Here is a 26,351-nt window from a genome sequence, read left to right as displayed (position 1 = left end):
TCAAAAACATATAAAAACTGAATATCAAATTCTTTTGAGCTTGCAGGGCATGCGGCTAATGTGCGAGGCCTGTCCATCCCCCGCGCAAGGGCGCTCCATGGTTCCGGAATCACTGCACGCTGCCATCGTAGGCCTGACGCTGGTCATGCTGTTCGCCGCTTTCGTGCGCGAATGGTTCAAGCCCGAGGTTGCGGTAATGTGCGCGGTCGCCCTGCTGCTGGCGCTCGGGCTGCTCAAGCCGGGGCAGGTGCTGGGCGTCTTCGGCAACAGTGCGCCGGTCACCATCGCCTGCCTGTTCATCATCAGCGGCGCATTGGCCCGCACCGGTTGCGTGGACCGTCTCGGCGAGTGGCTGGCGGCGCTGGCCGGCAACAGCGAGCGGCGTCTGCTGCTGGCCATGCTTGGCGTGGGCGTGGTGGTGTCGCCCTTCATCAACAACACGCCGGTGGTGATGGTGATGATTCCGGCGGTGATCGCGATTACCGCGCGCCACAACATCGCGCCGTCGCGCCTGCTGATTCCGCTGTCCTACGCGACCATTCTGGGCGGGCTGATCACAATGGTCGGCACCTCGACCAACATCCTGGTCGATGGCGTGGCGCGCAACATGGGGCTGGAGCCCTTCCGCATGTTCGAGATCAGCGCTCCGGCCATTGTGCTGGCGCTGGTCGGCTGCGCCTTCATGTACTTCTTTGCGCCGCGTTGGCTGCCCAGCCGCGAGACGCTGACGCAGCAATTCACCGGCAGTGGCGATCGTCTGTTCATGACCGAGCTGTTCGTGCCCGAAGGTTCGCGCCTGGCCGGCCGCACCTTGAAGGAGGCGCGCCTGTCGAACGGGGTGATCAAGGTGTTGACGCTGTTCCGTGGAGACGACGAGATCTCGTCGCCGTCGCCCGGCACCCTGCTGGTGGTCGGCGACCGCTTGGTCGTGCACAGCCGCAGCAAGGGCATGATGGATCTGCGCAGCAGCGATCTGGTGGGGCTGAAGATGCCCGGCGGCGAGCACGATCTGGAAACCTTGCGTCGGCGCGGCGTGGTGATGGTCGAGGCGATTGTCGGCTCGACCTCGCGCTATGTGCAGCGGCCGATCCGCGACCTCGATCTGGCGGCGCGCTACGGCATCCACCTGATCGCGGTGCATCGCAAGAACGCATCGATCGAGGACATCGGCGACGACTTCCAACTGCAGTTCGGCGACGTGTTGCTGGTCGAAGGTACGCCCGGCCAGATCAAGCGCTTCTGCGAGAACGGCGACCTGTTCGCCATCACCGACGGCAAGGCGCCCGCCAACCGCCCGAAGAAAGCGCCGATCGCGCTCGCCACCATCGTCGGCGTGATGCTGCTGGCGGCCTTTAACGTCATGCCCATCGAAGGGCTGGCGATGATCGGTGCGGCGGTGGTCATTGCCACCGGCTGCATCCGCTCGGACGAGGCCTGGAAATCCATCGATTGGCCAATCATCGTGCTGATCTTCGGCATGCTCGCGCTGTCGATCGCGATGCGCGATTCCGGCTTGGCCGACCTGCTGGCGCGCGGTCTGGTGGTGGCCGGCGACGGACTCAGCCCGTGGATGATGCTTGCGCTGGTGATTCTGCTGACCTCGATCACCACCGAGTTCGTCAGCAACAACGCCGTGGCGGTGTTGTTTACGCCGGTGGTGATCGGCGTGGCGCAGCAGTTGGGTGTCGACCCGCGGCCCTTCGTGGTCGGCGTGATGTTTGCCGCCAGCGCGAGCTTTGCGACCCCCATCGGCTACCAGACCAACACCTTGGTGTACAACGCCGGCAACTACCGTTTTGCCGACTTCGCGCGGCTGGGCGTGCCGATGAATCTCATCGTGTGGGTGTTGGCGAGCGTGATGATTCCGTTCTTCTGGCCGCTCGTGCCGGCCTGATCAGGCGCCCGGCCGACCGTCCAGCCATGCGCGGGCGGCAGTCGGGCGGCCGTAATAGAAACCCTGATGCACGATGGTCGCGCGGCTGGCGAGGAAGTCGGCCTGCTCGCGCGTTTCGATGCCCTCGGCCACCACGTCGAGCTGCAGGTGGCCGGCCACCGACAGGATGGTTTCGACCAGCGCCGCGTCGTTGGGGTCTTGCGGGGCGTCCTGGATGAAGCTCTGGTCGATCTTCAGTTCGTGGATCGGCAAGCGCTTGAGATAGGACAGCGACGAGTAGCCGGTGCCGAAATCGTCGATCGAGAAGCGTACGCCGAGGGTGGCCAGTTCGTTCATGCGCTGGGCGATCTCGGTGATGTTGTGGATGAACAGCCCCTCGGTGATTTCCAGCGTCAGGTGCCGCGGGTTGGCGCCGGTATCGTTCAGCACGGCCTTGAGCCACACCACGAAGTCGCGCTGGCGGAAGTGGCGCGGGCTGACGTTGACCGATAGTCGTAGCGTGCGTCCGGCGCGCGCTTCGAGCGCCATCAGCGAACAGGCCTCGGTCATCACCCAGGCGCCGAGCGGCACGATCAAGCCGGATTCCTCGGCCATCGGGATGAACTCTGCCGGGCTGAGCAGGCCGCGCTGCGGGTGCTGCCAGCGCACCAGCACCTCGGCGCCGACCACGCCGCGTTCGGCATGCACCTGCGATTGCAGGAACAGGCGCAACTGCCCGTCGGCCAGCGCCTGACGCAGATCGCGTTCGACGCGGAAGCTCTGGGCGGCTGATTCACCCATGACGATATCGAAGAAGGCCGTCTGCTCCGCGCCCGCGGCCTTGGCCCGATGCAGCGCCGTGTCGGCACGACGCAGGATGGTTTCCGGCGACTCTTCCGGCCCGCTTTCGGGAAACAGCGTGATGCCGATGCTGACCGTCAGCGCGAACTCCTCGCCATCAATGGCCAGCGACTCGCGCAATCCGGAGTGAATTTTCTCGGCCACGCTCAAGGCGCGGCGGCTCGCGCGGTCGGGATTGCCCGAGGTGTCCGGCAGCAAGATCGCGAACTCGTCACCGGTCATGCGTGCCAGCGTGTCGCCGCCGTGCAGCAGGCCTTCCAGGCGTGCGCTGAAGGCGGCCAGCAAGGCGTCGCCGACGCGGTAGCCGCGCGCGTCGTTGATGATCTTGAAGCGATTGATGTTGAGCAGCATCAAGGCTTCGATCTGATTGCTGCGCAGGTGAGCGGTGAGACCCTGCGTCAGACGGTCCATCAGCAGGCTGCGGTTGGGCAGGCCGGTGAGCGTGTCGTAATAAGCCAGGCGATGGATGCGCTCTTCGGTCTGCTTGCGGTCGGTCACGTCCACCACTGCGCACTGCAGGCCCTCGATAGTGCCGTCGGCGCCGCGAATCGGCGCCTTGACGATTTCCACGTGCACGATTTCGCCAGTGCGGCCCGACGGGTGGGTGGCGGTGAGTGAAACCGATTCTCCCGAACTGATCACTTCGGCGTCGATCGAGCGGTAGTGCTGGGCCAGCTCCGGCGGGGCCAGGGCATAGACGCTCATGCCGATCAGCTCTTGCTCGCTTTTGCCGATCGTTTCCTGGAACACCTTGTTGGCGAAGGTGATGCGCCCTTCGAGGTCGTAGCGGAAGATGTTCTGCGGCAGGCTGTCGACCAATGACCGGTACAAGGCCTCGTTCTTCTCGAGCTCATGCTCGCTGCGGTCGCGGCGCAGGCGGTTGGCCAGCAGCATGCCCAGCGCGGCGGTGGCTGCCGGGTGCACGATCATCACCGGCAGGCCGATGGCAGCAATCACGGCCGGGCCGGCGCCGCCCGGCAGCGTCATCATCAGCGCGATCATGGCTGCGTGCACGACGATGCCCAGCGCATACAGCTCGCGCCCGCGCATGTCTTCCAGCGGACCGCGCATGCGTGCGCGCCACAATATGCCGATTAGCGAGGCGGCAAGGATGGTGAGGATGCCGGTGAGGGCGCCGCCACCACCCAGGCTGTAGCGGTAGGCGCCGGCAATCACTGCGGCCACGGCCGTCGGCAACGCGCCGAAGAACAGCCCCGACATGCCGAAAATGACGGTACGCGTATCGAAGACCACGCCCTCGGTCAGCACCAAAGGGGCTTTCATCACGCCGATTGCGATCAGGCCCAGCACGCCGCCGATCAGCAACTGCGTGCGGCGGCTGCGGTCGAGCCGGAAGCGCCCGGTGGCCAGCTCGAACACGAGCACCATCGCCAGCAGCAGGGCAGCGTTGTAGAGCAGCGCGGCGAGCACCGGCGACCACATGGGTCAGTACATCCGTTTTGGATTGGTGGGGAGGTGGTGCTGGGAGTGCATCAATCAAGTTCCGGCTGGGGCGGCAACCGAGTCTATCGGAATCCGTTGTAGGGACAAGTACGGATTGCGTTGGCTGCGCGCAGGTGTGGTTTATAGGTATCCCCGGCTAATTTCGGGGCGTTTCAAGCCGGTCTGTTCGGGCGGCCATGATGAAGTCGTTCTCGTGCAGGCCCTTGATCTTCTTGGTCTGCCACGACACCGTCGCCCAGCCCCAGCCAAAGGAAATGTCAGGGTGATGGCCCTGCCGGTCGGACAGCTCGCCCAGGCGCGTGACGAAATCCAGCGCCTCGCGGAAGTTGCTGAAGGTATAGCGCTTCTCCAGCCGGCGTACTTCGTCGAGCAGGCTCCAGCCGGGGGTTGAGGCGAGCAGTTCCTTCGCGCGGCTCGGTCCGAGTGGCGGAATGCCACCCTGGCACGGGGTGCAGCTGCGAGTGCTGAGTTCGTTGTCCATGTTTCTGTCCTCCAGATGGAAACGGGCCGCTCACGGCGGCCCATTGATTACCGATGAAAAAGCCGCGTCAGATGTTGTGATAGACCCTGGCGCCGGTCTTCACGAACTCGATGGACTTCTCCTGCATGCCCTTGTTCAGCGCCGCCTGCTCGTCGACTCCCTGTTGAGCGGCGTATTCGCGCACATCCTGAGTGATCTTCATCGAGCAGAAGTGCGGGCCGCACATGGAGCAGAAGTGGGCGACCTTGGCCGAGTCCTTGGGTAGCGTCTCATCGTGGAAGCTGCGCGCGCGGTCCGGGTCGAGGCCGAGGTTGAACTGGTCTTCCCAGCGGAATTCGAAGCGCGCTTTGGACAGTGCGTTGTCGCGGATCTGCGCGCCCGGGTGCCCCTTGGCCAGGTCGGCGGCGTGGGCGGCGAGCTTGTAGGTGATGATGCCGTCCTTCACGTCGTCCTTGTTCGGCAGGCCGAGGTGCTCCTTGGGCGTTACGTAGCAAAGCATGGCCGTGCCGTACCAGCCGATCTGCGCGGCGCCGATGCCCGAGGTGATGTGGTCATAGCCCGGCGCGATGTCGGTGGTCAGCGGTCCCAGCGTGTAGAACGGCGCTTCCTTGCACCAGTCGAGCTGCAGATCCATGTTCTCCTTGATGAGCTGCATCGGCACGTGGCCCGGCCCTTCGATCATGACCTGGCAGTCGTGCTTCCACGCCACCTGGGTCAGCTCGCCCAGCGTCTTTAGCTCACCCAGTTGCGCTTCGTCATTGGCGTCATAGATCGAGCCGGGGCGCAGGCCGTCGCCGAGCGAGAAGCTCACGTCGTAGGCCTTCATGATTTCGCAGATTTCCTCGAAGTGCGTGTAGAGGAAGCTTTCCTTGTGGTGCGCCAGACACCACTTGGCCATGATCGAGCCGCCGCGCGACACGATGCCGGTGAGGCGGTTGGCGGTCATCGGCACGTAGCGCAGCAGCACGCCGGCGTGGATGGTGAAGTAGTCCACGCCCTGTTCGGCCTGCTCGATCAGCGTGTCCTTGAAGATTTCCCAGGTCAGCTCTTCGGCTTTTCCGTCGACCTTCTCCAGCGCCTGATAGATCGGCACCGTGCCGATCGGCACCGGGCTGTTGCGGATGATCCACTCGCGCGTCTCGTGGATGTTCTTGCCGGTGGACAGATCCATGACCGTGTCCGAGCCCCAGCGGATGCCCCAGGTCATCTTGTCGACTTCCTCGGAGATCGATGAGCTCACGGCCGAATTGCCGATGTTGCCGTTGATCTTCACGAGGAAGTTGCGGCCGATGATCATCGGCTCGGATTCGGGGTGGTTGATGTTGGCCGGGATGATGGCGCGTCCGCGCGCGACCTCGTCACGCACGAATTCCGGCGTGATGGTCTGCGGCAGGCTGGCGCCGTAGCTCTGGCCGGGGTGCTGGCGCAGCATCATCGCGGCCATCTTCTCGCCCTTGGGGCCGGCCGCGCGCAGCGACTCGATGTACTGCTCGCGGTTCAGGTTCTCGCGGATGGCGATGAACTCCATCTCCGGCGTGATGATGCCCTGGCGCGCGTAGTGCATCTGCGTGACATTTGCGCCGGCCCTGGCGCGCAGCGGCTGGCGGTGCAGGTCCGGGAAGCGCAACTCATCCAGCGACTTGTCGGCAGCGCGCAGGCGGCCGAACTCGGAACTGAGGTCGGCCAGTTGCTCGGTATCACCGCGCTCCGCTATCCAGGCCTGACGCAGTGCAGGCAGGCCCGAGCGAACGTCGATGCGGGCATTCGGGTCGGTGTAGGGCCCCGAACAGTCATACACATAGACCGGCGGGTTGTGCTCGAAACCCATGGATTCCGAGGTGTCGCTCTGCGTGATCTCGCGCATTGGCACGCGGATGTCGGAGCGCGAACCCTGGACGTAGACCTTGCGTGAATTGGGTAGCGGCGCGACTGCGGCCGCGTCCACGTGGGCGTTGGCGGCGATGAATTTCTCATTGGCGTTCATGAACGTCTCCTGCAGCGTTGTATGCCATGTGAATGGCGACGAGGAGCCGGGCGGAATGCGCACGCGTACGCGCATGTGCTTGTGTTGTGCATCAGTACACCCGGACGAGCGGCCAGGGCGGCCGCGAACCAGCAATCAGCGGCGCGTCAGCGCCACAGAGCGTGGAAGTGGTGTACCGGGCCGTGGCCGCTGCCGACCGAGAGCTGGCCGGATGCGGCAATGGCGCGCAGCAGATAGTCGCGTGCGCTGCGTACCGCGGTTTCGACCGGGGCGAGGCCCCCGGCGGACTGAGGCAGCAGGGCTGCGATGGCGGAGGACAGGGTGCAGCCCGTGCCGTGGGTGTTCTTGGTTTCGATGCGCTGTGCCGGCAGTTCGATCATGCGATCGCCGTCGAACAGCAGGTCCATCAGCTCGCCGCCGGGCAGGTGGCCGCCCTTGAGCAGCACCCAGCGCTGGGACGTGGTCGGCAGCAGTTCGCGCAGGCGTTCGGCGGCGCGATACATGGCCTTGACCGAGTCGGGCTCGCTGCATTCGAGCAGCACGCCGGCTTCGGGCAGGTTCGGGGTGATCATGAAGCTTTGCGGCAGCAGTGCCTCACGCAGCATGGCCACGGCTTCGCGTGCCAGCAGGTGATCGCCGCTCTTGGCCACCATCACCGGGTCGCACACCACGAACGATGCCTTGAAGTGCTCGAGACGGTCGGCCACGGTGCGCACGATGTCGGCGGTGCCGAGCATGCCCAGCTTGACGGCGTGGATTTCGACATCCGCAAACAGGGTGTCGATCTGCAGACGCAGGAAGTCGATCGGCGGCGTGTGTACACCGGTGACGGCTTGGGTGTTCTGGGCGGTGAGTGCGGCAATGACGCCGCAGCCATAGGCGCCCAGCGCCGAAAAGGCCTTGAGATCAGCCAGGACCCCGGCGCCACCGCTGGGGTCTACGCCAGCGATGCTGACAACGTTCGGAATGCTGCGGGTCATTGCTGGCCCCCTGTCGAACGAGGGGGCTGGGCGGGCAGGCCGCGGAGCGGAGTAGAGCAGGCGTTCATTGCGCGTTTTCCTACGCCGGTGCTAACCGGTTCAGGTTCCAAGGGTATTTTCTCAGCCCGCTCAAGCGATTGCGGGCACCCCCAACGAAGGTGCGAAGACTATCTCAGCACGCCGGGTGCTGACAACCACACAGATCAAGATTTTGCCGTCAAAACGTCGTTCGGGCGGCGTTTCAGCCCTGCCAGGCCCCGCTCAGGGCGACGACGCCGAGCACCGCAAACAGCGCAGCAGCGATTGCGTGGATCAGCCGGATGGGCATGCGGTGCGCCAGACGGTCGCCGACCAGTACCGCCGGCACGTTGGCGATCATCATGCCCAGCGTGGTGCCGAGCACGACGGCCACGAAGGCCTCGTACTGCGCGGCCAGCGCAACCGTGGCGACCTGGGTCTTGTCGCCCATCTCGGCAAGGAAGAAGGCGATAAGTGTTGTCGTGAACACGCCCATGCCGCTCTTGAGTTGCACATCGTCGGCATCGAGCTTGTCTGGAATCAGGGTCCACACCGCCATCGCCAGAAAGCCGATGCCAAGCACCCAGCGCAGCACGTCGGGCCCCAGCAACTGCGTGAGCCAGGTGCCGACCGCACCGGCAAACGCGTGGTTGGCGATCGTCGCCACGAAGATGCCGAGCACGATGGGGCCGGCGCGGCGATAGCGCGCGGCCAGCATGAAAGCCAGCAGTTGGGTTTTGTCGCCGATTTCGGCGAGCGCGACGATGCCGGTCGAAACCAGGAATGCGTCGAAGGGCTGTGCGGTGAAATTCATGAGGTCCTCCGGGCCGTGGTGTGAACCGATGACCGACGCACTCCCGGCCCGAACAGCGGAGTGCGTACGGCCAGCGGTCTTGCCAGGCTGGAGGGTCGGCGCGCGAAGCTAGGACGTGCGCGAGCGACGCCTCGGGCTGAATGCGCCATGTCCGATGGACAAGCATGTTGACGCATTCCTTCCGCCGGAGCGGAAGCGGCTACTCCCCGATGACGGAGCGGATTCTACTTGATTCGCTGTCGGCGCTAAAGAAATCCGCCGCGCGAGCCGTTGTAGGACTTGGAAGCCCGCTCACTCCTTCACGACGGATCGACATGCCCTCCTGTCTTGGCCGCACGCTTGCGGCGTTCGCCCTTGCTCTGCCGCTGACGGTGTTTGCCGTTGACGACTGGGTGACGGTGTCGCGTGACGGCAGTCGCGAGATCCAGATTGACCCCGGCAGCGTGATCCTGTCGGACGCCGGCACCAAGGTGGGTTGGGCGCGCCTGGTGCTGTCCCCTGAAGAGGCTGCACGTGCGGGCTATTCGTCGGTGATGGCGCTCAACCGCTACGACTGCCTGAACCGCGGCTTCACCACCATCCGTCGCCGCTATGTGGATCAGCGCAGCATCGTGGTGCGCGAGGACGAGGTGCGCGATCAGGTGATGCGTCCGGTGGCTCCGGGAGGTGTCGATGATCGTCTTTGGCGCGAGATCTGCCGTCCGCCAAGCACTGGCGACCTGACCTCACTGGCCGACGAGGCCGATCGCCTGGCGGCTGCGCTGCAGAGCCTGCCGCCTGCGGCCGTGCCGTCGGCCTCTGCACCGGCAAGCCCGCCGCCAGCGTCAGCGGGCGCTGCGTCCTCCGCGCCGGCTGCGCTGCCACGCGCAGAGTCCGCGCCTGCCCGCCCGCCCGCGCCGCCAGCCAAGCCCGCCCCCGCATCGCGCCACCCCCTGGCCGAATGGAGCTACAACGAGACCAATGGCCCGCCGATGTGGGGCAAGCTGCGTCCGGAATGGGTTGCCTGCGCGACCGGTCGGCGCCAGTCGCCGCTTGATCTGCAGTCGGGTCTGGTGGTGAATCTGGAGCCGGTCGAATTCGACTATCGTCCGACCTTCTTCAGCGTGGTCGATACCGGCCGCCTGCTGCGCATCCAGACCGGTGAGGGCCTGAGCGCGCGCATTCGCGGCGAGCGCTTCGAGCTCATCTATATCGAGCTGCACCGTCCCGGCGAGGCGCGAGTAGACGGCGTCATTCATGACCTGTCGGTCGACCTGCATCATCGTGCCGCCGACGGGCGTCTGGCGGTGGTGTCGGTGCAGTTTCGCGTGGGCACCACGCCCAATCCGGTGCTCAATACCTGGCTGTCCAGCCTGCCGCTGGAACGCGGCGGGCAATACGCGCCCGAGTTCGGCGTAGACCTGCGTCCGCTGTTGCCGGCCGACCCGGCCCACTTTCTCTATGTGGGCTCGCTGACTTCACCACCATGCACCGAGGGCGTGCTGCGCGTGGTCATGAAACAGCCCATGAACGTATCGTGGGAGCAGCTTGGCATCATCGCCCAGCTGCATCCGCCGAGTGCGCGCCCGCTGCAGGACGGTTTCGATCGTCGCGTGCTGGAGTCGCGCTAGACGCGCGTGCTCTGTTGCGGGCGCCGCGTCGCCACGATGTAAGCCACGCCCGCCGCCAGCATCAACGCCACGAACAGCAGCGCCATGCGGCCGTAGGCCTCGTTGGCGCCGATCAGCAAGGCCACCGCCAGCGGCGCGACGGCCTTGGCGAAGAACGCCGGCTGGGCCAGACGGCCCATCAAACTCCCGTAGGCTTCGCGCCCGAACAACTCGGCTGGCACCGTGCCACGCACGATGCTCAATATCCCGTTGGCCAGCCCGTAGATGCACGCGCAGGCAAAGGCCAGCCACGGCGCGACGCCTGCCACGCCCAGCAGCAACATGGCCAGCCCCATCGTCACCAGCGAGGCCAGGCCCACGCGCACGGCCGGCAGATTGCGTGCAAAGACAAACTCCAGAATCCGTCCGAGCACCTGCATCGGCCCGATCAGCGAGGCCGCGGCAATGGCCGTGGCGGCTTCCAGGCCGCTGGCGCGCAGCGCGCCAACCACATGCGCGGCCATGCCCGACACCACAAAGGCCGCCAGCGTGAAGGCGCTGGCCAGCCACAGGAGTTGCCTGCGCTGGGCGGCGCCGGCTTCGGGAGAGGGCTGAACCGGAGGCGCTGCTTTTTCGGCCTTTGGTTTGCGGCGAAGTCTGGGCAGCAACAGATGCAACGGCAGGCACAGCAGCAGATGCAGCGCGGCAAACACCCAGAAGGCCGTTCGCCAGCCGGCGAACTCGTCGATCCACCACGCCAGCGGCCAGAACACCGTGCTGGCCAGCCCGCCCATCAACGTCAGCACGGTCAGCGCCTGGCGGTAGCGCGAGCCGGCGAACTGGCTCAATGCGGCAAAGGCCGCGTCGTACAGATTGGCCGCCATCGCCAGGCCGGCAATGATCCAGCTGAGGAAGAACAGCATCGGCCCGTCCGACAGCGCGACCATGGCCATGGCAAGCGCTGCGAGCAGCGAGCCACCGGCCATCACCTTGCCGCCACCGATGCGGTCGATGGCGCGGCCAACGGCTGGCGCGGCCAGCCCCGAGAAGCCTAGTCCGAGCGAGAAGGCGCCGAACACCATGCTGGTGCTCATGCCCAGCTCGGCCGAGATGGACGGGGCCAGCACGGCAATGCCGTAGGTGAGCGTGCCCCATGCAATGACCTGCGTAATGCCGAGCATCACGACGTGGCGCCACAGCGGTGGTGTGGCTGGGGGTGGGCAGGAGGCGGTCATGCGGCAGTCCTCGGGGCGTGCCGCATCTTAGCCCGCCGCACTCGATATACGGCGGGTCGAGTCGCAGTGCAAATAAGAATGAGTCGCAATACTGTGTTATTCTCGCGACCTCCTGCCGTCCCTGTCGACGCACCCATTGCGTCGCTGCCTAGGAGAGTTCCTGACCATGTTCGTCCGTTCCGCCCGAGGCCTGCTGGCCGCCGCAGTGTTTTCCGTCGCCGCGCCCGTGCTGGCGGTTGAGCGTGCCGCAGTCGTCACCCACTACGCCGATCTCGCTCAAGCCATGTACGCCGATTCGTTGAGCGCCGCGCGCGAGCTGCAGGGCGCTGTGCGGGCGCTGGTCGAAACGCCGTCGCAGGACAGTTTGCAGACGGCCCGAAGCGCCTGGCTGGCGGCCCGCGTGCCGTATCAGCAGACCGAGGTCTATCGCTTCGGCAACCCGGTGGTCGATGCCTGGGAAGGCAAGGTTAACGCCTGGCCGCTCGACGAGGGCCTGATCGACTACGTGGATGCTTCCTACGGCACGGCTTCGGACGAGAACCCGCTGTACGCCGCCAACGTCATCGGTAACACCGAGATCCGTTTCGGCGCTGATGTGGTCGACACCGGCGAGATCACCAAGGAGCTGCTCACCGAGCGGCTGCACGAGATGGGCGGGGTTGAGGCCAACGTCGCGACCGGCTATCACGCCATCGAATTCCTGCTGTGGGGTCAGGACCTCAACGGTAACGGGCCGGGGGCCGGCAAGCGTCCGTGGACCGACTACGCGCAGGGTGCGCAGTGCACCGGCGGCAACTGCGAGCGCCGCGCACGCTATCTGGAAGTGGCCACCGAACTGCTGATCGACGATCTGGAATGGATCGTGGCGCAATGGGGTGCCGACGGCGAGGCCCGCCAGGCCGTCACGGCGGACCCGGCGCGCGGTCTGTCGATGGCGCTGACCGGCCTGGGCAGCCTGTCCTACGGCGAACTGGCCGGCGAGCGCATGAAGCTCGGCCTGATCCTCGGCGATCCGGAAGAGGAGCACGACTGCTTCTCCGACAATACCCACAACTCGCACTACTACGACGTCGTCGGCATGCGCGCGGTGTATCTCGGCGAATACCAGCGCCGGGATGGTACGCAGCTGCAGGGGCCGAGCCTGTCGGCACTGGCTGCCGCAGCCGATGTCACGCTCGACGCCGAGATGCGCAGCCGGCTCAACGCCAGCCTCGCGGCACTGGCTGCCATCAAGGCGCGCGCCGAGGCGGGCGAGGCTTACGATCAGCTCATCGCCGCCGGCAACACCGCCGGCCACGCCTTGATCCAGGCCGCCATCGACGCGCTGACGGTGCAGACGCGCAGCATCGAGCGTGTGGTCACCGCGCTGGCGCTGCAGCCCATCCAGATCGAAGGCTCGGACAGCCTCGACAACCCGGAAGCGGTGTTCCAGTAATTCTCGTGCGGGGCCAGCTTGGCCCCGCATCGGCAGGAGTCCCATGAAACGCAGTCTTGTCGCCGCGGCCACCCTTGCCGCGGCCTGTACGCTGACCGCCGCGCCGGCCGGCGTGCCCGCCGACGAGGCGGCGCGCATTGCGCGCGTCACCGCGCCGACCACGCAGTTCGAACGCGCAGAGCCCTTCGAGTCCAATCCCGCGGGCGCCGGCACGGTCACCAAGTTCGTCAACAGCAGCAGCTTCTCGCACCCGTCGGCCAACATGAGCTTCGAGCGCCAGCTCGATTTCCGCGTGGGCGACGGCATCTTCCGCAAGCTGTGGGTCTCGGCGCCCAGCTCCACCGAGTCGTCCAACGGCCTTGGCCCGCTGTTCAACGCGCGCTCCTGCCAGTCGTGCCACCTCAAGGACGGCCGCGGTGCGCCGCCGGTGGGTGACGAGGAAGCGGTGTCGATGTTCCTGCGCCTGTCCATCCCGCCGCAGACCGATGCGGATCGCGCGGCGCTGGCCGCGCGCATCAAGAGCGTGATTGCCGAGCCGACCTACGGCACCCAGCTGCAGAACTTTTCGGTGCAGGGCGTGGCGGCCGAAGGGCGCATGAAGATCGAGTACACGGAAGAGGCGGTGACGCTGGCCGACGGTGAAGTGGTGCAGCTGCGCCGCCCGAGCTATCGCGTCGAAGACCTCAACTACGGGCCGCTGCATCCGCAGGCCATGCTGTCGCCGCGGGTGGCGCCGACCATGCTCGGCATGGGCCTGCTGGAAGCCATTCCCGAAGCCGCCATCCTCGCCCACGCCGACCCCGAGGACGCCGACGGCGACGGTATTTCAGGCCGTCCCAACCGCGTCTGGAGTGACGAGACGCAGCGTGTCGAGCTTGGCCGTTTCGGCTGGAAGGCAGGCAAGGCCGGCGTTACCGACCAGAGCGTGCATGCCTTTGCCGGCGACATCGGCATTTCTTCGTATCTGATCGACTCGCCGTGGGGTGACTGCACCTTGGCGCAGGCAGGGTGCCGCGAAGCGCCACACGGCCGCCACGCCGAAGAGGGCGTCGAGGCTACGCGTCAGATGCTCGACCTCGTGGTGTTCTACTCGCGCAACCTCGCCGTGCCGGCGCGGCGCGACGTCGATGCGCCGCAGGTGCTGGCCGGCAAGCAGGTGTTCTATGAGTCGGGCTGCGCGACCTGCCACGTGCCGAAATTCGTCACGCGGCGTGATGCGGTCGAGCCCGAGCAATCCTTCCAGCTGATCTGGCCGTATTCCGACCTCTTGTTGCACGACATGGGCGAGGGCCTGGCCGACCACCGCCCCGAAGGCGACGCCGACGGGCGCGAATGGCGCACCGCGCCGCTGTGGGGGATCGGCCTGACCGAGGCGGTTAGCGCTCACAGCTTCTTCCTGCACGACGGGCGGGCGCGCAATCTGCTCGAAGCCATCCTGTGGCACGGCGGCGAGGCACAGGCATCGCGCGACCGCGTGGTGGCGCTGCAGCGCGAGCAACGCGAGGCGTTGCTGACCTTCCTGAATTCACTGTGAGGACTGTTCCGATGATGCGCACCTTCATGATGGCGCTGGTCGCGCTGCTGCCGCTGAGCGCTGCGGCGGCCACGCCTGAGGCCGCGGATTACCGCCGGCTCAACCTCGAACTGGTCGACGCCGTGGTGCTGCCGGCCTACACCCGTCTGGCCGAGCGTGGTGCCGCGCTGGACGCCGAGGCCGGCCGCCTGTGCGCTGGCAATGGTTCGCTGGAGGAGACACGCGCCGCCTGGGGCGAAGCCTTCGACGCCTGGCAGGGCGTGCAGCACCTGCGCTTCGGGCCGGTGGAACTGTTCATGCGCGGCATGCGCATGCAGTTCTGGCCCGATCCGCGCAACAGTGTCGGGCGCGAGATCGAAGGCCTGCTGGCCAAGGGAGCGCCCGTGCCGGCCTTTGACGAACTCACCGTGCCGGCGCAGGGTTTTCCGGCCATCGAAGCGCTGCTGTACGGCGAGCCGCCCGCGCCCGGCACGCCGGCCTGCGCGCTGTTGACGACGATCTCCGGCGGTGTGGCGAGCATGGCCGCCGACACATTGCAAGGCTGGCGCGGCGGCGAGCGCCCCTATCGTGAAGTGGTCGCCCAGGCCGCCGCCGGCGCCTCGCATTACCAGAGCGATCAGGAAGTCACGCAAGACTTCTTCAAAGCCGCGCACGCCGCGCTCGAACTGATTGCCGATCACAAGCTGGCGCGCGCGCTGGGGGCTTCCGTTGAAACGGCCAAGCCCCAACTCGCAGAGTCCGCCCGCAGCGCTCGCTCCGTGGCCAACATCCGCGCCAATCTGGCAGCCGCCGAAGCGCTGTATCTGGGCGATGGCGACAACGGCGGTTTCTCGCGCATCGTGCGCGAGGTGGCCGGCGATGCGGCGCTCGACAAGCTGCTGCGCCGCGCCTTCCGGCAGACCCGCGGCACGGCCGACTCGATCACGCTGCCGCTCGCACAGGCTGTGGTGGATCCGGCCGAACGCGCCAAAGTGCAGAAGCTCGCACGCGAGGCGGGCGCGCTCAAGGCGCTGTTCGCGCAGCGCCTGGCACCCGCGCTGGGCATTGCGCTGGGCTTCAATTCGCTGGACGGCGACTGATGCGCCGGCGCGACTTCCTGTCAGCCTCGCTCGCGGCGCTGGCGGCCGGGGTTGCGCCACACGCGCTGGCGAAGCAAGCCACGCATGGCTGGCTCGGCGCGCATGTAGATGCCGAGGGGCGGGCGCATGCCGTGCGTTTTGACGCCGACGGCAGCCTGCGCTTCGAGCGGGCGCTGCCGGCACGTGCGCATGGCGCGGCTTTCTCTGCCGCGCGCGGCGAAATCATCGTGGTGTCACGCCGGCCCGGTGACTACCTGCTGGTGCTCGACGCCGCCAGCGGTGCGTTGCGTCACCAGGTGGCCGCCGCCCCGCAGCGCTATTTCAACGGCCACGCCGTGTTTGCGCGCGGCCTGCTGTTCGCTACCGAAACCCTGGTTGCGGACGAACCGCCGGAGATCGGCAACGGCCTGATCGGCGTCTACGACCCGGCACGCGCGTATCAACGCGTCGGCGAGTTCCCCAGCGGCGGACACGACCCGCACCAGTTGCTGGCGCTCGGCGACACCGTGGCGGTGGCTAACGGCGGTCTGCTGACGCATGTCGACGCGCCCGGCGTGGTGCTCAACCCGGATTCGATGAATTCCTCGCTGGCGCTGATCGACGCGCGCGACGGCCGCATCGAGGCTTTGCACCGTTTGCCGCACGAGCTGCGCCGGCTCGGCCTGCGTCACATGGCGGCGCGCGCCGACGGCACCATCGCGGTCGGCATGCAATACGAAGGCGCGCGTGTCGATGACGTGCCGCTGGTGGCGGTGCTGCGCCCCGGCCAGGCGCTGCGCCCGCTGGAGCTGGCCCTGCAGTCGCGGCTGTCCAACTACGTCGGCAGTGTCGATTTCGACGCCAGCGGCCGCATCCTCGGCCTGACCAGCCCGCGCGGCGGCGTGGCCCTGTTTCACGACCTCGACGCCGACAAGCCGGTGGCCTTGGTCGAAGTGCCGGACGGTTGCGCGCTAGGGGCCGACGGGGCGGGCCGCTTCGTGGTCGGCAGCGGTCTGGGCGGCATGCGCCGGGTCGATGCCCGCGATGCCACACGCATGGCGTTGGACGCGCAGATCAACACCGCACGCTGGGACAACCACCTGCTCGATCTGCCCGCCTGAGCTGTCGCTGCGGGTAAGATGCGCCGCTTACCGGCATCGAGTGTGCAGTCGCCCATGTCCCGCCCGCCGTCTCCGTCCACTGTCGAGCATTCACCGCCGCGCAGCTATGTGCTGGCGGCGCTTGTGGTGGTGCTGGTGGCGGCGCTCGGGGCCCCGCTGCTCGGACATCTCGACCTCGCCAACATCGCCATGCTGTTCCCGCTTGCCGTGCTGTTCGCGGCGATCCGCCTCGGGCGCGGCCCGGCGGTGCTGGCGGCGCTGCTGTCGGTGCTGTTGTTCGACGTGCTCTTCGTGCCGCCGCGCTTCACGCTCGGCGTGAATGACCTGCAGTACCTGCTGACCTTTGTGGTGTTGCTGGTGGTGGCCTTGATCACCGCCGAGCTGGCTGCGCGGTTGCGCCGCGAACGCGACGTGGCCGAGGTGCGCGGGCGTCAGAACGAGGCCTTGTATGCGATCGCGCGCGACCTGTCGGCAGCGCTGACGGTGGAGCAGATTTCCGAAGTGGCCACCCACTGCGCGCGCGATCTGCTCGGCGCCGCGGGACGGCTGTGGGCGGCCGACGACGAGGCCAGGCTGCAGCCGGCGGACGCAGTGCCCGCAGCCGTGGCAACGGCCTTTGCCGAGGGGCGGACGGTGCTTGGCGACGATGGTGCGCGTTGTGTTCCGCTGCTCGGCCCGATGCGCGTGCGCGGCGTGCTCGAACTGGCGCCGGAGCAGCCTGGCATAGAGCCGCCCGACGCGCTGCTGACGGCTCTTGCCAGCCTGCTCGGCATCGCGCTGGAACGCATTCATTTCGTCAGCGTCGCGCAGCGTAGCGGTATCGAGATCGAGTCCGAGCGCCTGCGCAATGCGCTGCTCTCGGCGCTGTCGCATGACCTGCGTACGCCGCTCACGGCGATTGCCGGGCTGGCCGACACGGTGGCGTTGAAGCCCCCGGCGTTGTCGCCGGAGCAGGCCGAAATGGTCGGCGCAATCCGCATCGAGGCGCTGCGCACCGGCGCGCTGGTGCACAACCTGCTCGACATGGCACGCTTCGAGGCGGGCGGCGTGCGCCTGCGGCGCGAATGGCAGCCGCTGGAGGAAATCGTCGGCGCGGCGTTGCAGTCGGTTTCGTCCCTGCTCGGCGCACACCACCTTGAACTGGATCTGCCTGCCGAGCTTCCGATGGTCGAGGTTGACGCCGTGCTGATGGAGCGCGCGCTCGGAAATCTCGTCGAGAACGCGGCCAAATACACACCTGCCGGTTCGACCATCGCAATCTCCGCGCGCGTCTCCGGCGAGCACATGGAAGTGAGCGTCTGCGACGACGGCCCCGGCCTGCCCGAAGGCCCGGTCGAGGATCTGTTCGCCCGTTTCGTGCGCGGTCGCGCGGTCTCCGGCGTGTCCGGCACCGGCCTCGGACTGGCCATCGTCGACGCGGTGGTGCGTGCCCACGGAGGCCGATTGCGCGCGGCCAACCGCGCACCGGCCGGCGCCTGCTTCACGCTGGAACTGCCGCTGGGCACGCCGCCGCTGTTGGAGGAACCTGTCACATGAGTCGTTCGCCCGATCCGGTGGTGGTCGTCGTCGAGGATGAACAGCAGATCCGCCGCTTCATCTGCAGTGCGCTGCAAGCCGGCGACTGCCACGCGGTTGAGGCTGAAACCGCTGCGCGTGGCCTGATCGAGACCCAGTCGCGCAAGCCCGACCTGCTGATCCTCGACCTCGGTCTGCCGGACGGGGACGGGCTGGAGGTGATTCGAAGCGTGCGTGAGTGGTCGGCGCTGCCGATCCTGGTGCTGTCGGCGCGCGCTGGTGAGGGCGACAAGGTTGCCGCGCTGGATGCCGGCGCTGACGACTACCTGACCAAACCCTTCGGTGTTGCCGAACTGATGGCACGGGTGCGTGCGCTGCTACGCCGCACCGCGCTGGCGCGCGGCGCCGATTCGGCACTGGTGCGCTTCGGCACGGTGGAGGTCGATCTGGCTGGCCGCAACGTCACGCGCGACGGCGAAACGGTGCATTTGACGCCGATCGAATACAAGCTGCTCGCCCACCTCGTGGCCAACGCCGGCCGGGTCATGACGCACCGTCGTTTGCTTGCCGAGATATGGGGGCCGAATCACGTCGAGCACGTGCATTACCTGCGGGTGCACATGACCAGCCTGCGCCGCAAGCTGGAGGTGACACCGGCGTTTCCTGCGCATATCCGGACGGAGACGGGGGTGGGGTACAGGCTGGTGCTGTAGTCGTTGGGCCTCTGGCCGAAGTGCTCATCGGCTGTTGTTGGGGGAGTCGGCGTTTCAAGCCTCGACCGGCCGGGATTTCGCCCCGGCGGGCGACTTCCTTTCTTGGCGCACGCCAAGAAAGGAAGCAAAGAAACGTGCCCCGCCGTCTCGCCGGCTTCGCCGGTTCCCTCGCTCCGGGCGGTTTCACCGGCCGGTCCTGAACTCGCTGGCGCTCAGACAGCAGGACCGGACTACCCCGGCGAAACCACCCTGCACTCGGCGAGCCAGAGGGGATGAGGGCGCCCGCTCGACCGTAGGGCGCAATAACCGCAGGGCATTGCGCCGGACGTGCTGTGCGTTTGAGAGGTGTCGAGGCCGACGTCGGGTGCGCGCCTGCGGCGCTTACCTGACCTTCGAGGGCATGGTGCTGCGGATGGTTTTCCATCCCTTCTGAGCCGCTGAGCGAAGAGTGCTCACGGCGGGGCCTTCCGGCCTTGCTGTCTGAGCGCAGCGAGTTCGCTAGGCCGGCCGCCGGGAGTGCGCGTAGCGAAGGGACCCCGAAGGGGCGGTGAGGAGGGTGCACTTCTTTGCCTTCTTTCTTGTTGCACCACAAGAAAGAAGGTCGCCCGCCGGGGCGAAATCCCGGCCGGTCGAGGGCTGAGTCGCCGACTCCCATGATTTCGGCATCACCGCCGCTAGCATCACCGCCGCTAGCATCACCGCCGCTAGCATCACCGCCGCTAGCATCACCGCCGCTAGCATCACCGCCGCTAGCATCACCGCCGCCAGAATCCCGGCGTAAACAACACCAGCACCGACAACACCTCCAGTCGCCCGGTCAGCATCGTGGCCACGCATACCCATTTCTGGAAGTCGGTCAGGCCGGCGTAATTGGACGCCACGTCGCCCAGGCCCGGGCCCATGTTGTTGATGCAGGCCACGGTCGCGGTGAGGGCGGTGATGAAGTCCAGCCCTGAGGCCATCAGCAGGAAGCTTGAAGCGACCACCGTCATGAAGTACAGGAAAATGAAACCCAGCATCGCCTGGATCACGCTCACCGGCAGCTGCAGGCCGCCGATGCGCATCGGATTGACGATGGCGGGGTGGATCATGCGCATCAGTTCGCGGTGGCCCTGCTTGGCGAGGGTGAGCGTGCGGATCATCTTGATGCCGCCGCCGGTCGAGCCGGAGCTGGCGGTGACGCACGACAGATAGAACATCCAGAAGGTCGCGAACGGTGGCCAGGCGCTGAAATCCTGGCTGGCGTAGCCGGAGTCGGTGGCGAGCGAGACCAGATTGAAGCTGGCGTGGCGCAACGCGGTCAGGTAGTCGGGGTAGACGCCGGTGGCGAGCAGATACCAGGCCACGCCGAGCGAGGACAGCGCGAGTACGGCGATGACGCTGCGTGCCTCCATGTCACGCCACAGCGGACGCAGGCTGCGCCCGTGAATGGCGGCGAAGTGCGATGCGAAGTTCAGCGCTGCAGCGACCATGAAGGCGATCAGAATGGCCTCGATGAGCGGGTCGTTCCAGGCGCCGACGCTGGCGTCGCGCGTCGAGAAGCCGCCGAGGCTGAGCGCCGAGAACGCGTGGCAGATGGCGTCGAGCCACTCCATGCCGGCCAGCCGCAGCGCCAGCGCGCAGGCGACGGTGAAGGCGCAGTAGATCAGCCACAGCGCCTTGGCGGTATCGGCGATGCGGGCGGTCAGGCGCGCGTCTTTCATCGGGCCGGGGACTTCGGCCTTGTAGAGTTCGCGCCCGCCCACGCCGAGCAGCGGCAATACCGCCACGGCCAGCACGATGATGCCCATGCCGCCCAGCCATTGCAGCGCATGGCGCCACAGGTTGATCGACGGCGGGGCGTCGTCGAGGCCGGTCATCACCGTCGCGCCAGTTGTGGTCAGCGCCGACATGGTCTCGAAGAAGGCGTCGGTGAAGCTCATGTCCTGATACACGAGCAGCAACGGAATGGTGGCGATGGCGGCCATCTGTACCCATGCTGCGACCACCAGCACGAAGCCGTCGCGGGCGCGCAGTTCGCGGTAGTGGCGATGCGTGACGAGGACCATCGTCAGGCCGATGCCGACGGTCAGCGCCATGGCGTAGACGTAGTCGATGACCAGATCGTCGGCGAAGGCCAGTGAACCGGCGATGGGAATAACGTACACCACGCCGAAGAAGGCCATCAGCCGGCCCAGCACGTTGAGGACGGACAGCAGGCCGTTCATCCGAGGAACCCCGGCGTGACCTGGAACAGCTTCTCGACCTGACGCACGAGCTTCTTGTGCGTGCAGAAGACGATGACGTGGTCGTCCTGTTCGATCACGGTGTCGTGGTGCGGCATGATGACTTCGCGGCGGATCACGCGCTCGTCGCGGACCTCATTGCGCACGAGGGCGCCGATGGTGACCCCGCGCGGCAGCGCGATCTCGTCGATGCGGCGATCGACCACACGCGAATGCCGTCGGTCACCGCGCGCGACGATCTCCAGAGCCTCGGCCGCACCGCGGCGCAGGCTGTGCACTGCCACCACGTCGCCGCGCCGCACGTGTGCGAGCAGCGTGCCGATGGAAATCTGTGCCGGCGAGAGGGCGATGTCGATGGGGCCGCCCTGCACCAGATCGACGTAGCTCTTGCGGTTGATCAGCGCCAGCGTGCGCCGTGCGCCCATGCGCTTGGCGAGCGAGGCCGACATGATGTTGTCTTCGTCGTCGTTGGTCAGCGCGGCGAAGAGGTCCATGCCGTCGATGTTCTCGTTCTCCAGCAGGCCCTCGTCGGTGGCGTCGCTGCGCAGCACCAGCGTGTGGTCGAGACTGCCGGCGAGGAACTGCGCGCGTCGCTTGTCGAGTTCGAGCAGCTTGACGTTGCAGTCACGCTCGATGGAGCGCGCCAGACGGAAACCGATGTTGCCGCCGCCGGCGATCATGATGCGGCGCATCGGCTGATCGCTGCGCCGCAGTTCGCGCATGACCTGGCGGATGTGCACCGTGGCGGCCAGGCAGAACACTTCGTCGCCCGGCATGACGATGGTGTCGCCCTCGGGAATCAGCGCCTCCCCGTTGCGGTAGATCGCCGCGATGCGCGCGTCGATGTTGGGCAGGTGGTAGCGCAGGGCCTTGAGCGGGTGCCCCACCAGCGGACCGCCTTCGAATGCCTGTACGCCGATCAGGCTGACGGCGCCGTCGGCGAATTCCAGCACCTGCAGGGCTTCGGGAAACGAGATCAGGTGCCGGATGTAGTCGGTGACGATCTGCTCCGGGCAGATCGAGAAGTCGACGGCGAAATTGTCGGCGGCGAGCAGTTCAGGGTGGTCGACGAACTCGCCCGAGCGCAAGCGGGCGATGCGTGTCGGTATGTTGTACACCGTCTTCGCGACGCGGCACGCGCACAGGTTGATCTGGTCGGACTGCGTCACCGCGACGAGCAGATCGGCATCCTGCGCGCCGGCTTCGTGCAGCACCGACGGCGAGGCGCCGTTGCCGCAGATGGTGCGCACCTCGAAGCGGTCGCGCAAGCTGTCGAGCAACTCGGCGCTGATGTCGACGAGGGTGATGTCGTTGGCTTCGGAAACCAGGTTTTCGGCCACCGAGGTGCCGACCTGACCGGCGCCGAGAATGATGATCTTCACTGCAGGCGTCCTGTTGAACCCTTAGGGGATGGACGAATGCTAGGAAGACGGGAATCAAGATGGTGTTAATTTTGTGCAGTGCAGCGTGTCAGTTCGGGTCTGACAGGGGCGTGCGCTTGCGGCTGGCTTTTGCGCGGTACAAGCGATTGTCGGAGTGGTGCAGCAGGGCGTCGACGGTGGTGCCGTCGCGCGGCGCGAGTGCGATGCCGATGCTGACGCCGATGTGGCAGCTGGTCTTGCCGCCTGGCAGGGATAGTTCGAAGGGTTGGCCGATGGCGGTGACGAGTTTTGCGGCGATGGTGTCGACGTCGGCCGGAGCGGTGATGCCGTCGAGCAGCACGACAAATTCGTCGCCGCCGATGCGCGCAACGGTGTCCGTGTCGCGCACCTGTTCGCGCAGGCGTTGTGCGCTCATGCGCAGCAGCTGGTCGCCGGCCAGGTGGCCGTGTTGATCGTTGACCAGTTTGAAGTCATCGAGGTCGACATACAGCACGGCGAGCTGTGAGCCCTGGCGGCGCAGCCGGCCCAGAGCCTGCTCCAGACGCTCGATCAGCAGCAGGCGGTTGGGCACCCCGGTCAGCGCGTCGTGCAGGGCCTGATGGCGGATCGCGCTCTCGTTGATCTTGCGTTCATTGATGTCGAATAGCGTGCCGATGGCGCCGCGTGCGCGCCCGCCTTGCTCGTCGCTGAGCGTCATTAGATAGACGTTCACCCACAGCGGCACGCTGCCTGGCCCGGCCAGCCGCGCGTCACGCTGAACATGCTTTGTGCGGCCGGTCATCAGGTCAACGAACGCAGCGTGCAGGGCGTCCCGGTCTTCCGGGTGGATCAGGCTGATCCAGGGCTGCCCGATGCTCTGTTCGGCGAGCTCGCCCGAGAGCTTTTCCCAGGCCGGATTGATGAAGCCAATGCGGCCGCTCAGGTCGGTCTCGAACACCACTTGCTGCACGGCGGCGCTGAGTTGTCGGTAACGGTCGTGCGAGCTTCTGAGTGCCAGCTCTGCCATGCGCGCTTCGGTGATGTTGTCGTAAATCCACAGCGTGGCGCCGGGCTCGGCGTGTTCTTCCTGCAGCGGCGCGATGGCAGCGCGGAACCACTGCGTCTGCTCGGGCCAGTCTGCGGCTGCGAAGGGGCGGGCTTCGGTGGGCGTAATGTCGAATTCCAGGGTTTGAAGGGCATCTTCCTGCAGGGCGCGGTCGCGTGCGGCGAGCAGTTTGCGCGCCTTCCCCGGCGGCAGAATTTCATCGATACGGCGTCCGACGATGCGCTGTTCGTCGATGTGGAAGTGCCGGGTGCCGCGGCCGCCGAACAGGCCGGAGCAGCGCCCGTCGCGCTCTACGATGGACACCAGGTTGGGCATGGCCGCCAGCAACGTGGACAAGCGTTCGCCGGTCGAGCGCATGCGCGCCTCCGAGATGCGCAGGCGTCCGGCCTGTGCTGTCACGCTCCAGGTGGTGGCGAATACCCCGAGCAGCATCAGCAGCGACAGCGGGGCGACGAAGGCCGGTACAGGCTCGACGGCGCTCCAGCCTTCGTGCGGGATGGCGGCCAGCTCCAGCGTCAGACCAGGGAGCTCGATCTCAGTGAGGATGGGCCCCTGCTTGAAGACTCCCTCACGACCGAACACGATATGGGTGTTGTTGATGCGGATGGCCAGCTCGACGATTTCGGCGAAGCGGTAGATCTCGGCGCGACGGTAGATCTGCTCCAAGTCGAGTGAGGCATCGACCTCACCTGTGACCTCCGGCGCGCCCTTGCCGTTGCCGGGGTGTTTGAGCAAGGGGATCTGTACCACCAGTTCGCGCGCGCCTGGAACGGGTTCGAAGGGGCCGGCGATGCGCGGAACGCGGTCCCGGCGCAGCGCGGCCACCTCCGGCGCAAGCAGGGAGTCGCGCGACAACACCCGCCCGACGTTCAGCCGGTTGCCCGAGCGGGGGTGGATGAAGCGCACCACATGGTCCGGGGCGTAAGCGAGGTAACGCACGGCGTGTTGTCCGGAAGACAGCAGCCCCTGCGCAAACTCGGTGAACTCGGCTTCGCTCAGCTCAGGCTGGCCGTCGACGAAGGCCGCCATGCGGGTGCCCAGATGCAGGTTGCCGTACAGCTCGGCTTCGACCTGGGCGCGCAACTCGGACAGAGACCGCTGCACGCGGTTTTCCCACTGCGCCAGCGACTGGCGTTGCCACAGCTCAAATGCACCGGCGAACAGCGCGGCGGCGGCCGTGCTCGCGACGACCCCGGCCAGTACGGGCCACCAGCGACTGGCGGAAACGGAGGTCGAGACCATATGGTGGCCCGCAGCGGTGAAGGCCTACCCCAGCCGCAGCTCATCGTCGAAGCGCACTTCAAGTGCGAGGCCTTCGATGTGCAGCGTCATCGACGCCGGCAAGGTTCCGCCCTTCAGTCGGCCGGCTTCAGCGGCTTCGCGAACGGCTTTCTCGATGGCGATCTGGGAATGCACGCCGACCGTCTTCAGAAACTTCCGGATGCTCATGTTGAGAACTTCGTCGTCCATGTGTGTGTCCCTCTGTCTCGTCGCGCAAAGCGCGACATGCTCTGAATATCACCATTCAAGCATAGACGAGTGGACTGCCCTGACATGGCAGATTCCGCGGAACATGAATGTGACTGTGGAGAAATACATGAAGAGCTTGCTGATCAAGACCGCACTGGCCACCGTGCTTGCAGGCGCCGCTGCCAGCGCCTGGGCTGACGACATCGAAGGTGCGATCGATAAGATCGACACGGCCGGCCGAACGCTGACCGTTCAGGGCATCACGTTTCACACCACGGCTTCGACCGACTACGACGACGGTTTGAAGCGTTTCGAGGATCTGCGCACGGGCCAGCGGGTCGAGATTGATTTCGACTACCGCGACGGGCGCCATGTCGCGACCGAGATCGAACTCGAAGACTGAACGTCGATCACCGCCGTCGAGACGGGCGCTCAGCCTTCCAGCGTGGACGGCGTTGCGCCCGCTGCCGCGAGGAATTCCCGCAACAGGCGGATCTCGCTCTTGGAGCAGGTCGAGCCGTGATGCGGGTGATGCAGGAAGCCTTCGCGGCCGTTGAGCAGGATGCGGAAACGCGCGCCGTGCGAGGGTTCGATGTCGGCGCCGAGGTGGCGCAGCAGGGATTCGATTTCGCGCCAGTGAACGTTGGCGGGGGCCGGTTCCTGGAAGATGCTGCGCAGCAGGTTGATGTGTTTGTGGCTCATGGTCGCGCTCCGGGTAAGAGGCAGGTGCGGTGACCGAGCCGTCCGCCAGGCACGAGCGCGCCCTAGGGGGCGGCTGCGATGCGCTTGAGCGCGGCCCGTCCGCTCAGGATGTGATCGTGCATCAGCCGACCGGCGGCTTCTGCGTCGCCGGCAAGCAGCGCTGCGATGATGGCGCGGTGTTCTTCCAGTGACTGCTCGAGCCGCCCGTCGCCGAACAGCGAGTGGTGGCGCGAGAGTTTGATCATCTTGCGCAGGTCGTCGACCACATGCGTCAGCCAACCGTTGCCGGCAACGTCCTGCACTTTGCGGTGAAAGGCTTGGTTGGCCTCGAAGAAGCGGTCAATGTCGCGCGCTTGTGCAGCCGCCTCCAGCCTGGTGTGAATGGCTTCCAGCGCCGTCAGATCGGTTTTGCCGGCCTTGGTGGCGGCGAGTCGCGCGGCTTCGGATTCGAGCAGCGACATGACGCCGAAGATCTCGTCCAGATCGCCTTCCGAGACCTGATTGACATAGCAGCCGCGGCGCGGCTTGAGCGTGACCAGCCCTTCGGCGGCGAGCACCTTGAGCGCTTCGCGCAGCGGCGTGCGCGAGATGCCGTATTCCTCGGCCAGCGACTGCTCGTCCACCCAGGTGCCGGGCTTGAGCTCGTGCGCGAAGATGCGCTGGCGCAGGCGTTCGGCCACTTCCTGGTACAGCGCGAGCGGGGCGATGGGATTGGGCGCGTTCATCGGTAGCTATCTGGGTGGGCGCAGAGTTACAGAGAAACCTGCGCCGCTTGTATCCATAATTATGGATGCAGTATTCTTCCGGCACGCCCGCAAGTCAAGCCCGCGCGCCGTCGCCGCTGGAGCTGTC

General features: G+C 66.6%; 21 protein-coding genes and 2 riboswitches. Of the genes, 9 read left to right on the top strand and 12 right to left on the bottom strand.

Translation table 11 applies throughout. The features are described from left to right. The first annotated feature begins 97 nt into the window (after positions 1-97). Positions 98-1,894: an SLC13 family permease gene (locus AC6H0N_RS14015; protein ID WP_497574743.1), complete on the top strand. Its 1,797-nt coding sequence runs from the start codon at positions 98-100 to the stop codon at positions 1,892-1,894. On the opposite strand, the gene AC6H0N_RS14010 is transcribed toward AC6H0N_RS14015, so the two are convergent. From AC6H0N_RS14010 to AC6H0N_RS13990, 5 genes are all read right to left on the bottom strand, one after another. Beyond that, complete coding sequence (locus AC6H0N_RS14010) at positions 1,895-4,177, bottom strand: putative bifunctional diguanylate cyclase/phosphodiesterase (RefSeq protein ID WP_497574742.1); 2,283 nt, start codon at positions 4,175-4,177, stop codon at positions 1,895-1,897. Between the two features lie 157 nt (positions 4,178-4,334). Next, a complete protein-coding gene (locus AC6H0N_RS14005; protein WP_497574741.1) occupies positions 4,335-4,679 on the bottom strand; it encodes a 4a-hydroxytetrahydrobiopterin dehydratase in 345 nt (114 codons plus the stop codon). Between the two features lie 67 nt (positions 4,680-4,746). Next, on the bottom strand, positions 4,747-6,663 hold the full coding sequence (thiC, locus tag AC6H0N_RS14000; protein ID WP_497574740.1) for a phosphomethylpyrimidine synthase ThiC: 1,917 nt from the start codon (positions 6,661-6,663) through the stop codon (positions 4,747-4,749). Positions 6,664-6,809: 146 nt separating this feature from the next. Continuing rightward, on the bottom strand, positions 6,810-7,643 hold the full coding sequence (gene thiD / locus AC6H0N_RS13995) for a bifunctional hydroxymethylpyrimidine kinase/phosphomethylpyrimidine kinase (RefSeq protein WP_497574739.1): 834 nt from the start codon (positions 7,641-7,643) through the stop codon (positions 6,810-6,812). Between the two features lie 59 nt (positions 7,644-7,702). Then, a riboswitch (TPP riboswitch) is annotated at positions 7,703-7,804 on the bottom strand. An 80-nt stretch (positions 7,805-7,884) separates the two neighbouring features. Further along, positions 7,885-8,475 (bottom strand): TMEM165/GDT1 family protein, encoded by a 591-nt coding sequence (locus AC6H0N_RS13990; protein WP_497574738.1) that lies wholly within the window; start codon positions 8,473-8,475, stop codon positions 7,885-7,887. A gap of 90 nt (positions 8,476-8,565) precedes the next feature. Beyond that, a riboswitch (yybP-ykoY riboswitch) is annotated at positions 8,566-8,696 on the bottom strand. A 93-nt stretch (positions 8,697-8,789) separates the two neighbouring features. On the opposite strand from AC6H0N_RS13990, the gene AC6H0N_RS13985 reads away from it, so the two are divergent. Next, positions 8,790-10,085, top strand: coding sequence for a carbonic anhydrase (locus tag AC6H0N_RS13985; protein ID WP_497574737.1), 1,296 nt, complete (start codon positions 8,790-8,792; stop codon positions 10,083-10,085). Here AC6H0N_RS13985 and AC6H0N_RS13980 read toward each other — a convergent pair. Then, entirely contained in the window at positions 10,082-11,299 is a 1,218-nt protein-coding gene (locus AC6H0N_RS13980) for an MFS transporter (RefSeq protein WP_497574736.1), read from the bottom strand. The two genes, AC6H0N_RS13985 and AC6H0N_RS13980, sit on opposite strands and share 4 nt — an antisense overlap. Positions 11,300-11,465: 166 nt before the next feature. On the opposite strand from AC6H0N_RS13980, the gene AC6H0N_RS13975 reads away from it, so the two are divergent. Genes AC6H0N_RS13975 through AC6H0N_RS13950 form a run of 6 tightly spaced genes read left to right on the top strand, consistent with a single transcriptional unit; the run spans position 11,466 to position 18,675 of the window. Then, on the top strand, positions 11,466-12,734 hold the full coding sequence (locus AC6H0N_RS13975; RefSeq protein WP_497574735.1) for an imelysin family protein: 1,269 nt from the start codon (positions 11,466-11,468) through the stop codon (positions 12,732-12,734). Positions 12,735-12,777: 43 nt separating this feature from the next. Further along, on the top strand, positions 12,778-14,268 hold the full coding sequence (locus AC6H0N_RS13970) for a di-heme oxidoreductase family protein (protein WP_497574734.1): 1,491 nt from the start codon (positions 12,778-12,780) through the stop codon (positions 14,266-14,268). 11 nt (positions 14,269-14,279) lie between these two features. After that, a complete protein-coding gene (locus AC6H0N_RS13965) occupies positions 14,280-15,347 on the top strand; it encodes an imelysin family protein (protein WP_497574733.1) in 1,068 nt (355 codons plus the stop codon). Further along, entirely contained in the window at positions 15,347-16,447 is a 1,101-nt protein-coding gene (locus AC6H0N_RS13960) for a DUF1513 domain-containing protein (protein ID WP_497574732.1), read from the top strand. Before AC6H0N_RS13965 ends, AC6H0N_RS13960 begins: the two co-directional genes overlap by 1 nt. Before the next feature lie 54 nt (positions 16,448-16,501). Further along, positions 16,502-17,983, top strand: coding sequence for a DUF4118 domain-containing protein (locus AC6H0N_RS13955; protein ID WP_497574731.1), 1,482 nt, complete (start codon positions 16,502-16,504; stop codon positions 17,981-17,983). Continuing rightward, entirely contained in the window at positions 17,980-18,675 is a 696-nt protein-coding gene (locus AC6H0N_RS13950; RefSeq protein ID WP_497574730.1) for a response regulator, read from the top strand. Before AC6H0N_RS13955 ends, AC6H0N_RS13950 begins: the two co-directional genes overlap by 4 nt. 755 nt (positions 18,676-19,430) lie before the next feature. Here the strand turns inward: AC6H0N_RS13950 and AC6H0N_RS13945 are convergent. The 4 genes from AC6H0N_RS13945 to AC6H0N_RS13930 all read right to left on the bottom strand — a co-directional run bounded on the left by AC6H0N_RS13945 (position 19,431) and on the right by AC6H0N_RS13930 (position 24,797). Further along, on the bottom strand, positions 19,431-20,882 hold the full coding sequence (locus AC6H0N_RS13945) for a TrkH family potassium uptake protein (protein ID WP_497574729.1): 1,452 nt from the start codon (positions 20,880-20,882) through the stop codon (positions 19,431-19,433). After that, complete coding sequence (gene trkA / locus AC6H0N_RS13940; RefSeq protein WP_497574728.1) at positions 20,879-22,282, bottom strand: Trk system potassium transporter TrkA; 1,404 nt, start codon at positions 22,280-22,282, stop codon at positions 20,879-20,881. Before trkA ends, AC6H0N_RS13945 begins: the two co-directional genes overlap by 4 nt. A gap of 88 nt (positions 22,283-22,370) precedes the next feature. Beyond that, complete coding sequence (locus AC6H0N_RS13935) at positions 22,371-24,569, bottom strand: sensor domain-containing diguanylate cyclase (protein WP_497574727.1); 2,199 nt, start codon at positions 24,567-24,569, stop codon at positions 22,371-22,373. A 24-nt stretch (positions 24,570-24,593) separates the two neighbouring features. Beyond that, positions 24,594-24,797 carry a DUF6494 family protein gene (locus AC6H0N_RS13930; protein WP_497574726.1) on the bottom strand — a complete coding sequence of 68 codons (204 nt, stop codon included), beginning with the start codon at positions 24,795-24,797 and terminating at the stop codon, positions 24,594-24,596. A 127-nt stretch (positions 24,798-24,924) separates the two neighbouring features. Here AC6H0N_RS13930 and AC6H0N_RS13925 point away from each other — a divergent pair, with 127 nt between their 5' ends. Then, positions 24,925-25,200 (top strand): DUF5666 domain-containing protein, encoded by a 276-nt coding sequence (locus tag AC6H0N_RS13925; protein ID WP_497574725.1) that lies wholly within the window; start codon positions 24,925-24,927, stop codon positions 25,198-25,200. 29 nt (positions 25,201-25,229) lie between these two features. On the opposite strand, the gene AC6H0N_RS13920 is transcribed toward AC6H0N_RS13925, so the two are convergent. Together AC6H0N_RS13920 and AC6H0N_RS13915 are read right to left on the bottom strand one after the other, a co-directional pair. Then, positions 25,230-25,499: a type II toxin-antitoxin system HicA family toxin gene (locus AC6H0N_RS13920; protein ID WP_497574724.1), complete on the bottom strand. Its 270-nt coding sequence runs from the start codon at positions 25,497-25,499 to the stop codon at positions 25,230-25,232. Positions 25,500-25,561: 62 nt separating this feature from the next. Beyond that, entirely contained in the window at positions 25,562-26,224 is a 663-nt protein-coding gene (locus AC6H0N_RS13915; RefSeq protein ID WP_497574723.1) for a GntR family transcriptional regulator, read from the bottom strand. Positions 26,225-26,351 lie beyond the last annotated feature (127 nt).

It is taken from the genome of Pseudazoarcus sp. NS34 (assembly GCF_059703725.1).
Note: the sequence above shows the minus strand (reverse complement) of the source record. Positions and strands in the feature narration are given on the sequence as shown.

Coding starts and splice junctions, on each gene's coding strand:
- AC6H0N_RS13965 (WP_497574733.1), top strand. CDS start 14,280: ATGATGCGCACCTTCATGATGGCGCTGGTCGCGCTGCTGCCGCTGAGC.
- AC6H0N_RS13960 (WP_497574732.1), top strand. CDS start 15,347: ATGCGCCGGCGCGACTTCCTGTCAGCCTCGCTCGCGGCGCTGGCGGCC.
- AC6H0N_RS14015 (WP_497574743.1), top strand. CDS start 98: ATGGTTCCGGAATCACTGCACGCTGCCATCGTAGGCCTGACGCTGGTC.
- AC6H0N_RS13925 (WP_497574725.1), top strand. CDS start 24,925: ATGAAGAGCTTGCTGATCAAGACCGCACTGGCCACCGTGCTTGCAGGC.
- AC6H0N_RS13975 (WP_497574735.1), top strand. CDS start 11,466: ATGTTCGTCCGTTCCGCCCGAGGCCTGCTGGCCGCCGCAGTGTTTTCC.
- AC6H0N_RS14010 (WP_497574742.1), bottom strand. CDS start 4,177: ATGTGGTCGCCGGTGCTCGCCGCGCTGCTCTACAACGCTGCCCTGCTG.
- AC6H0N_RS13920 (WP_497574724.1), bottom strand. CDS start 25,499: ATGAGCCACAAACACATCAACCTGCTGCGCAGCATCTTCCAGGAACCG.
- thiC (WP_497574740.1), bottom strand. CDS start 6,663: ATGAACGCCAATGAGAAATTCATCGCCGCCAACGCCCACGTGGACGCG.
- thiD (WP_497574739.1), bottom strand. CDS start 7,643: ATGACCCGCAGCATTCCGAACGTTGTCAGCATCGCTGGCGTAGACCCC.
- AC6H0N_RS13915 (WP_497574723.1), bottom strand. CDS start 26,224: ATGAACGCGCCCAATCCCATCGCCCCGCTCGCGCTGTACCAGGAAGTG.
- AC6H0N_RS13930 (WP_497574726.1), bottom strand. CDS start 24,797: ATGGACGACGAAGTTCTCAACATGAGCATCCGGAAGTTTCTGAAGACG.
- AC6H0N_RS14005 (WP_497574741.1), bottom strand. CDS start 4,679: ATGGACAACGAACTCAGCACTCGCAGCTGCACCCCGTGCCAGGGTGGC.
- AC6H0N_RS13945 (WP_497574729.1), bottom strand. CDS start 20,882: ATGAACGGCCTGCTGTCCGTCCTCAACGTGCTGGGCCGGCTGATGGCC.
- AC6H0N_RS13950 (WP_497574730.1), top strand. CDS start 17,980: ATGAGTCGTTCGCCCGATCCGGTGGTGGTCGTCGTCGAGGATGAACAG.
- AC6H0N_RS13990 (WP_497574738.1), bottom strand. CDS start 8,475: ATGAATTTCACCGCACAGCCCTTCGACGCATTCCTGGTTTCGACCGGC.
- AC6H0N_RS13935 (WP_497574727.1), bottom strand. CDS start 24,569: ATGGTCTCGACCTCCGTTTCCGCCAGTCGCTGGTGGCCCGTACTGGCC.
- AC6H0N_RS13970 (WP_497574734.1), top strand. CDS start 12,778: ATGAAACGCAGTCTTGTCGCCGCGGCCACCCTTGCCGCGGCCTGTACG.
- AC6H0N_RS13980 (WP_497574736.1), bottom strand. CDS start 11,299: ATGACCGCCTCCTGCCCACCCCCAGCCACACCACCGCTGTGGCGCCAC.
- AC6H0N_RS13985 (WP_497574737.1), top strand. CDS start 8,790: ATGCCCTCCTGTCTTGGCCGCACGCTTGCGGCGTTCGCCCTTGCTCTG.
- AC6H0N_RS13955 (WP_497574731.1), top strand. CDS start 16,502: ATGTCCCGCCCGCCGTCTCCGTCCACTGTCGAGCATTCACCGCCGCGC.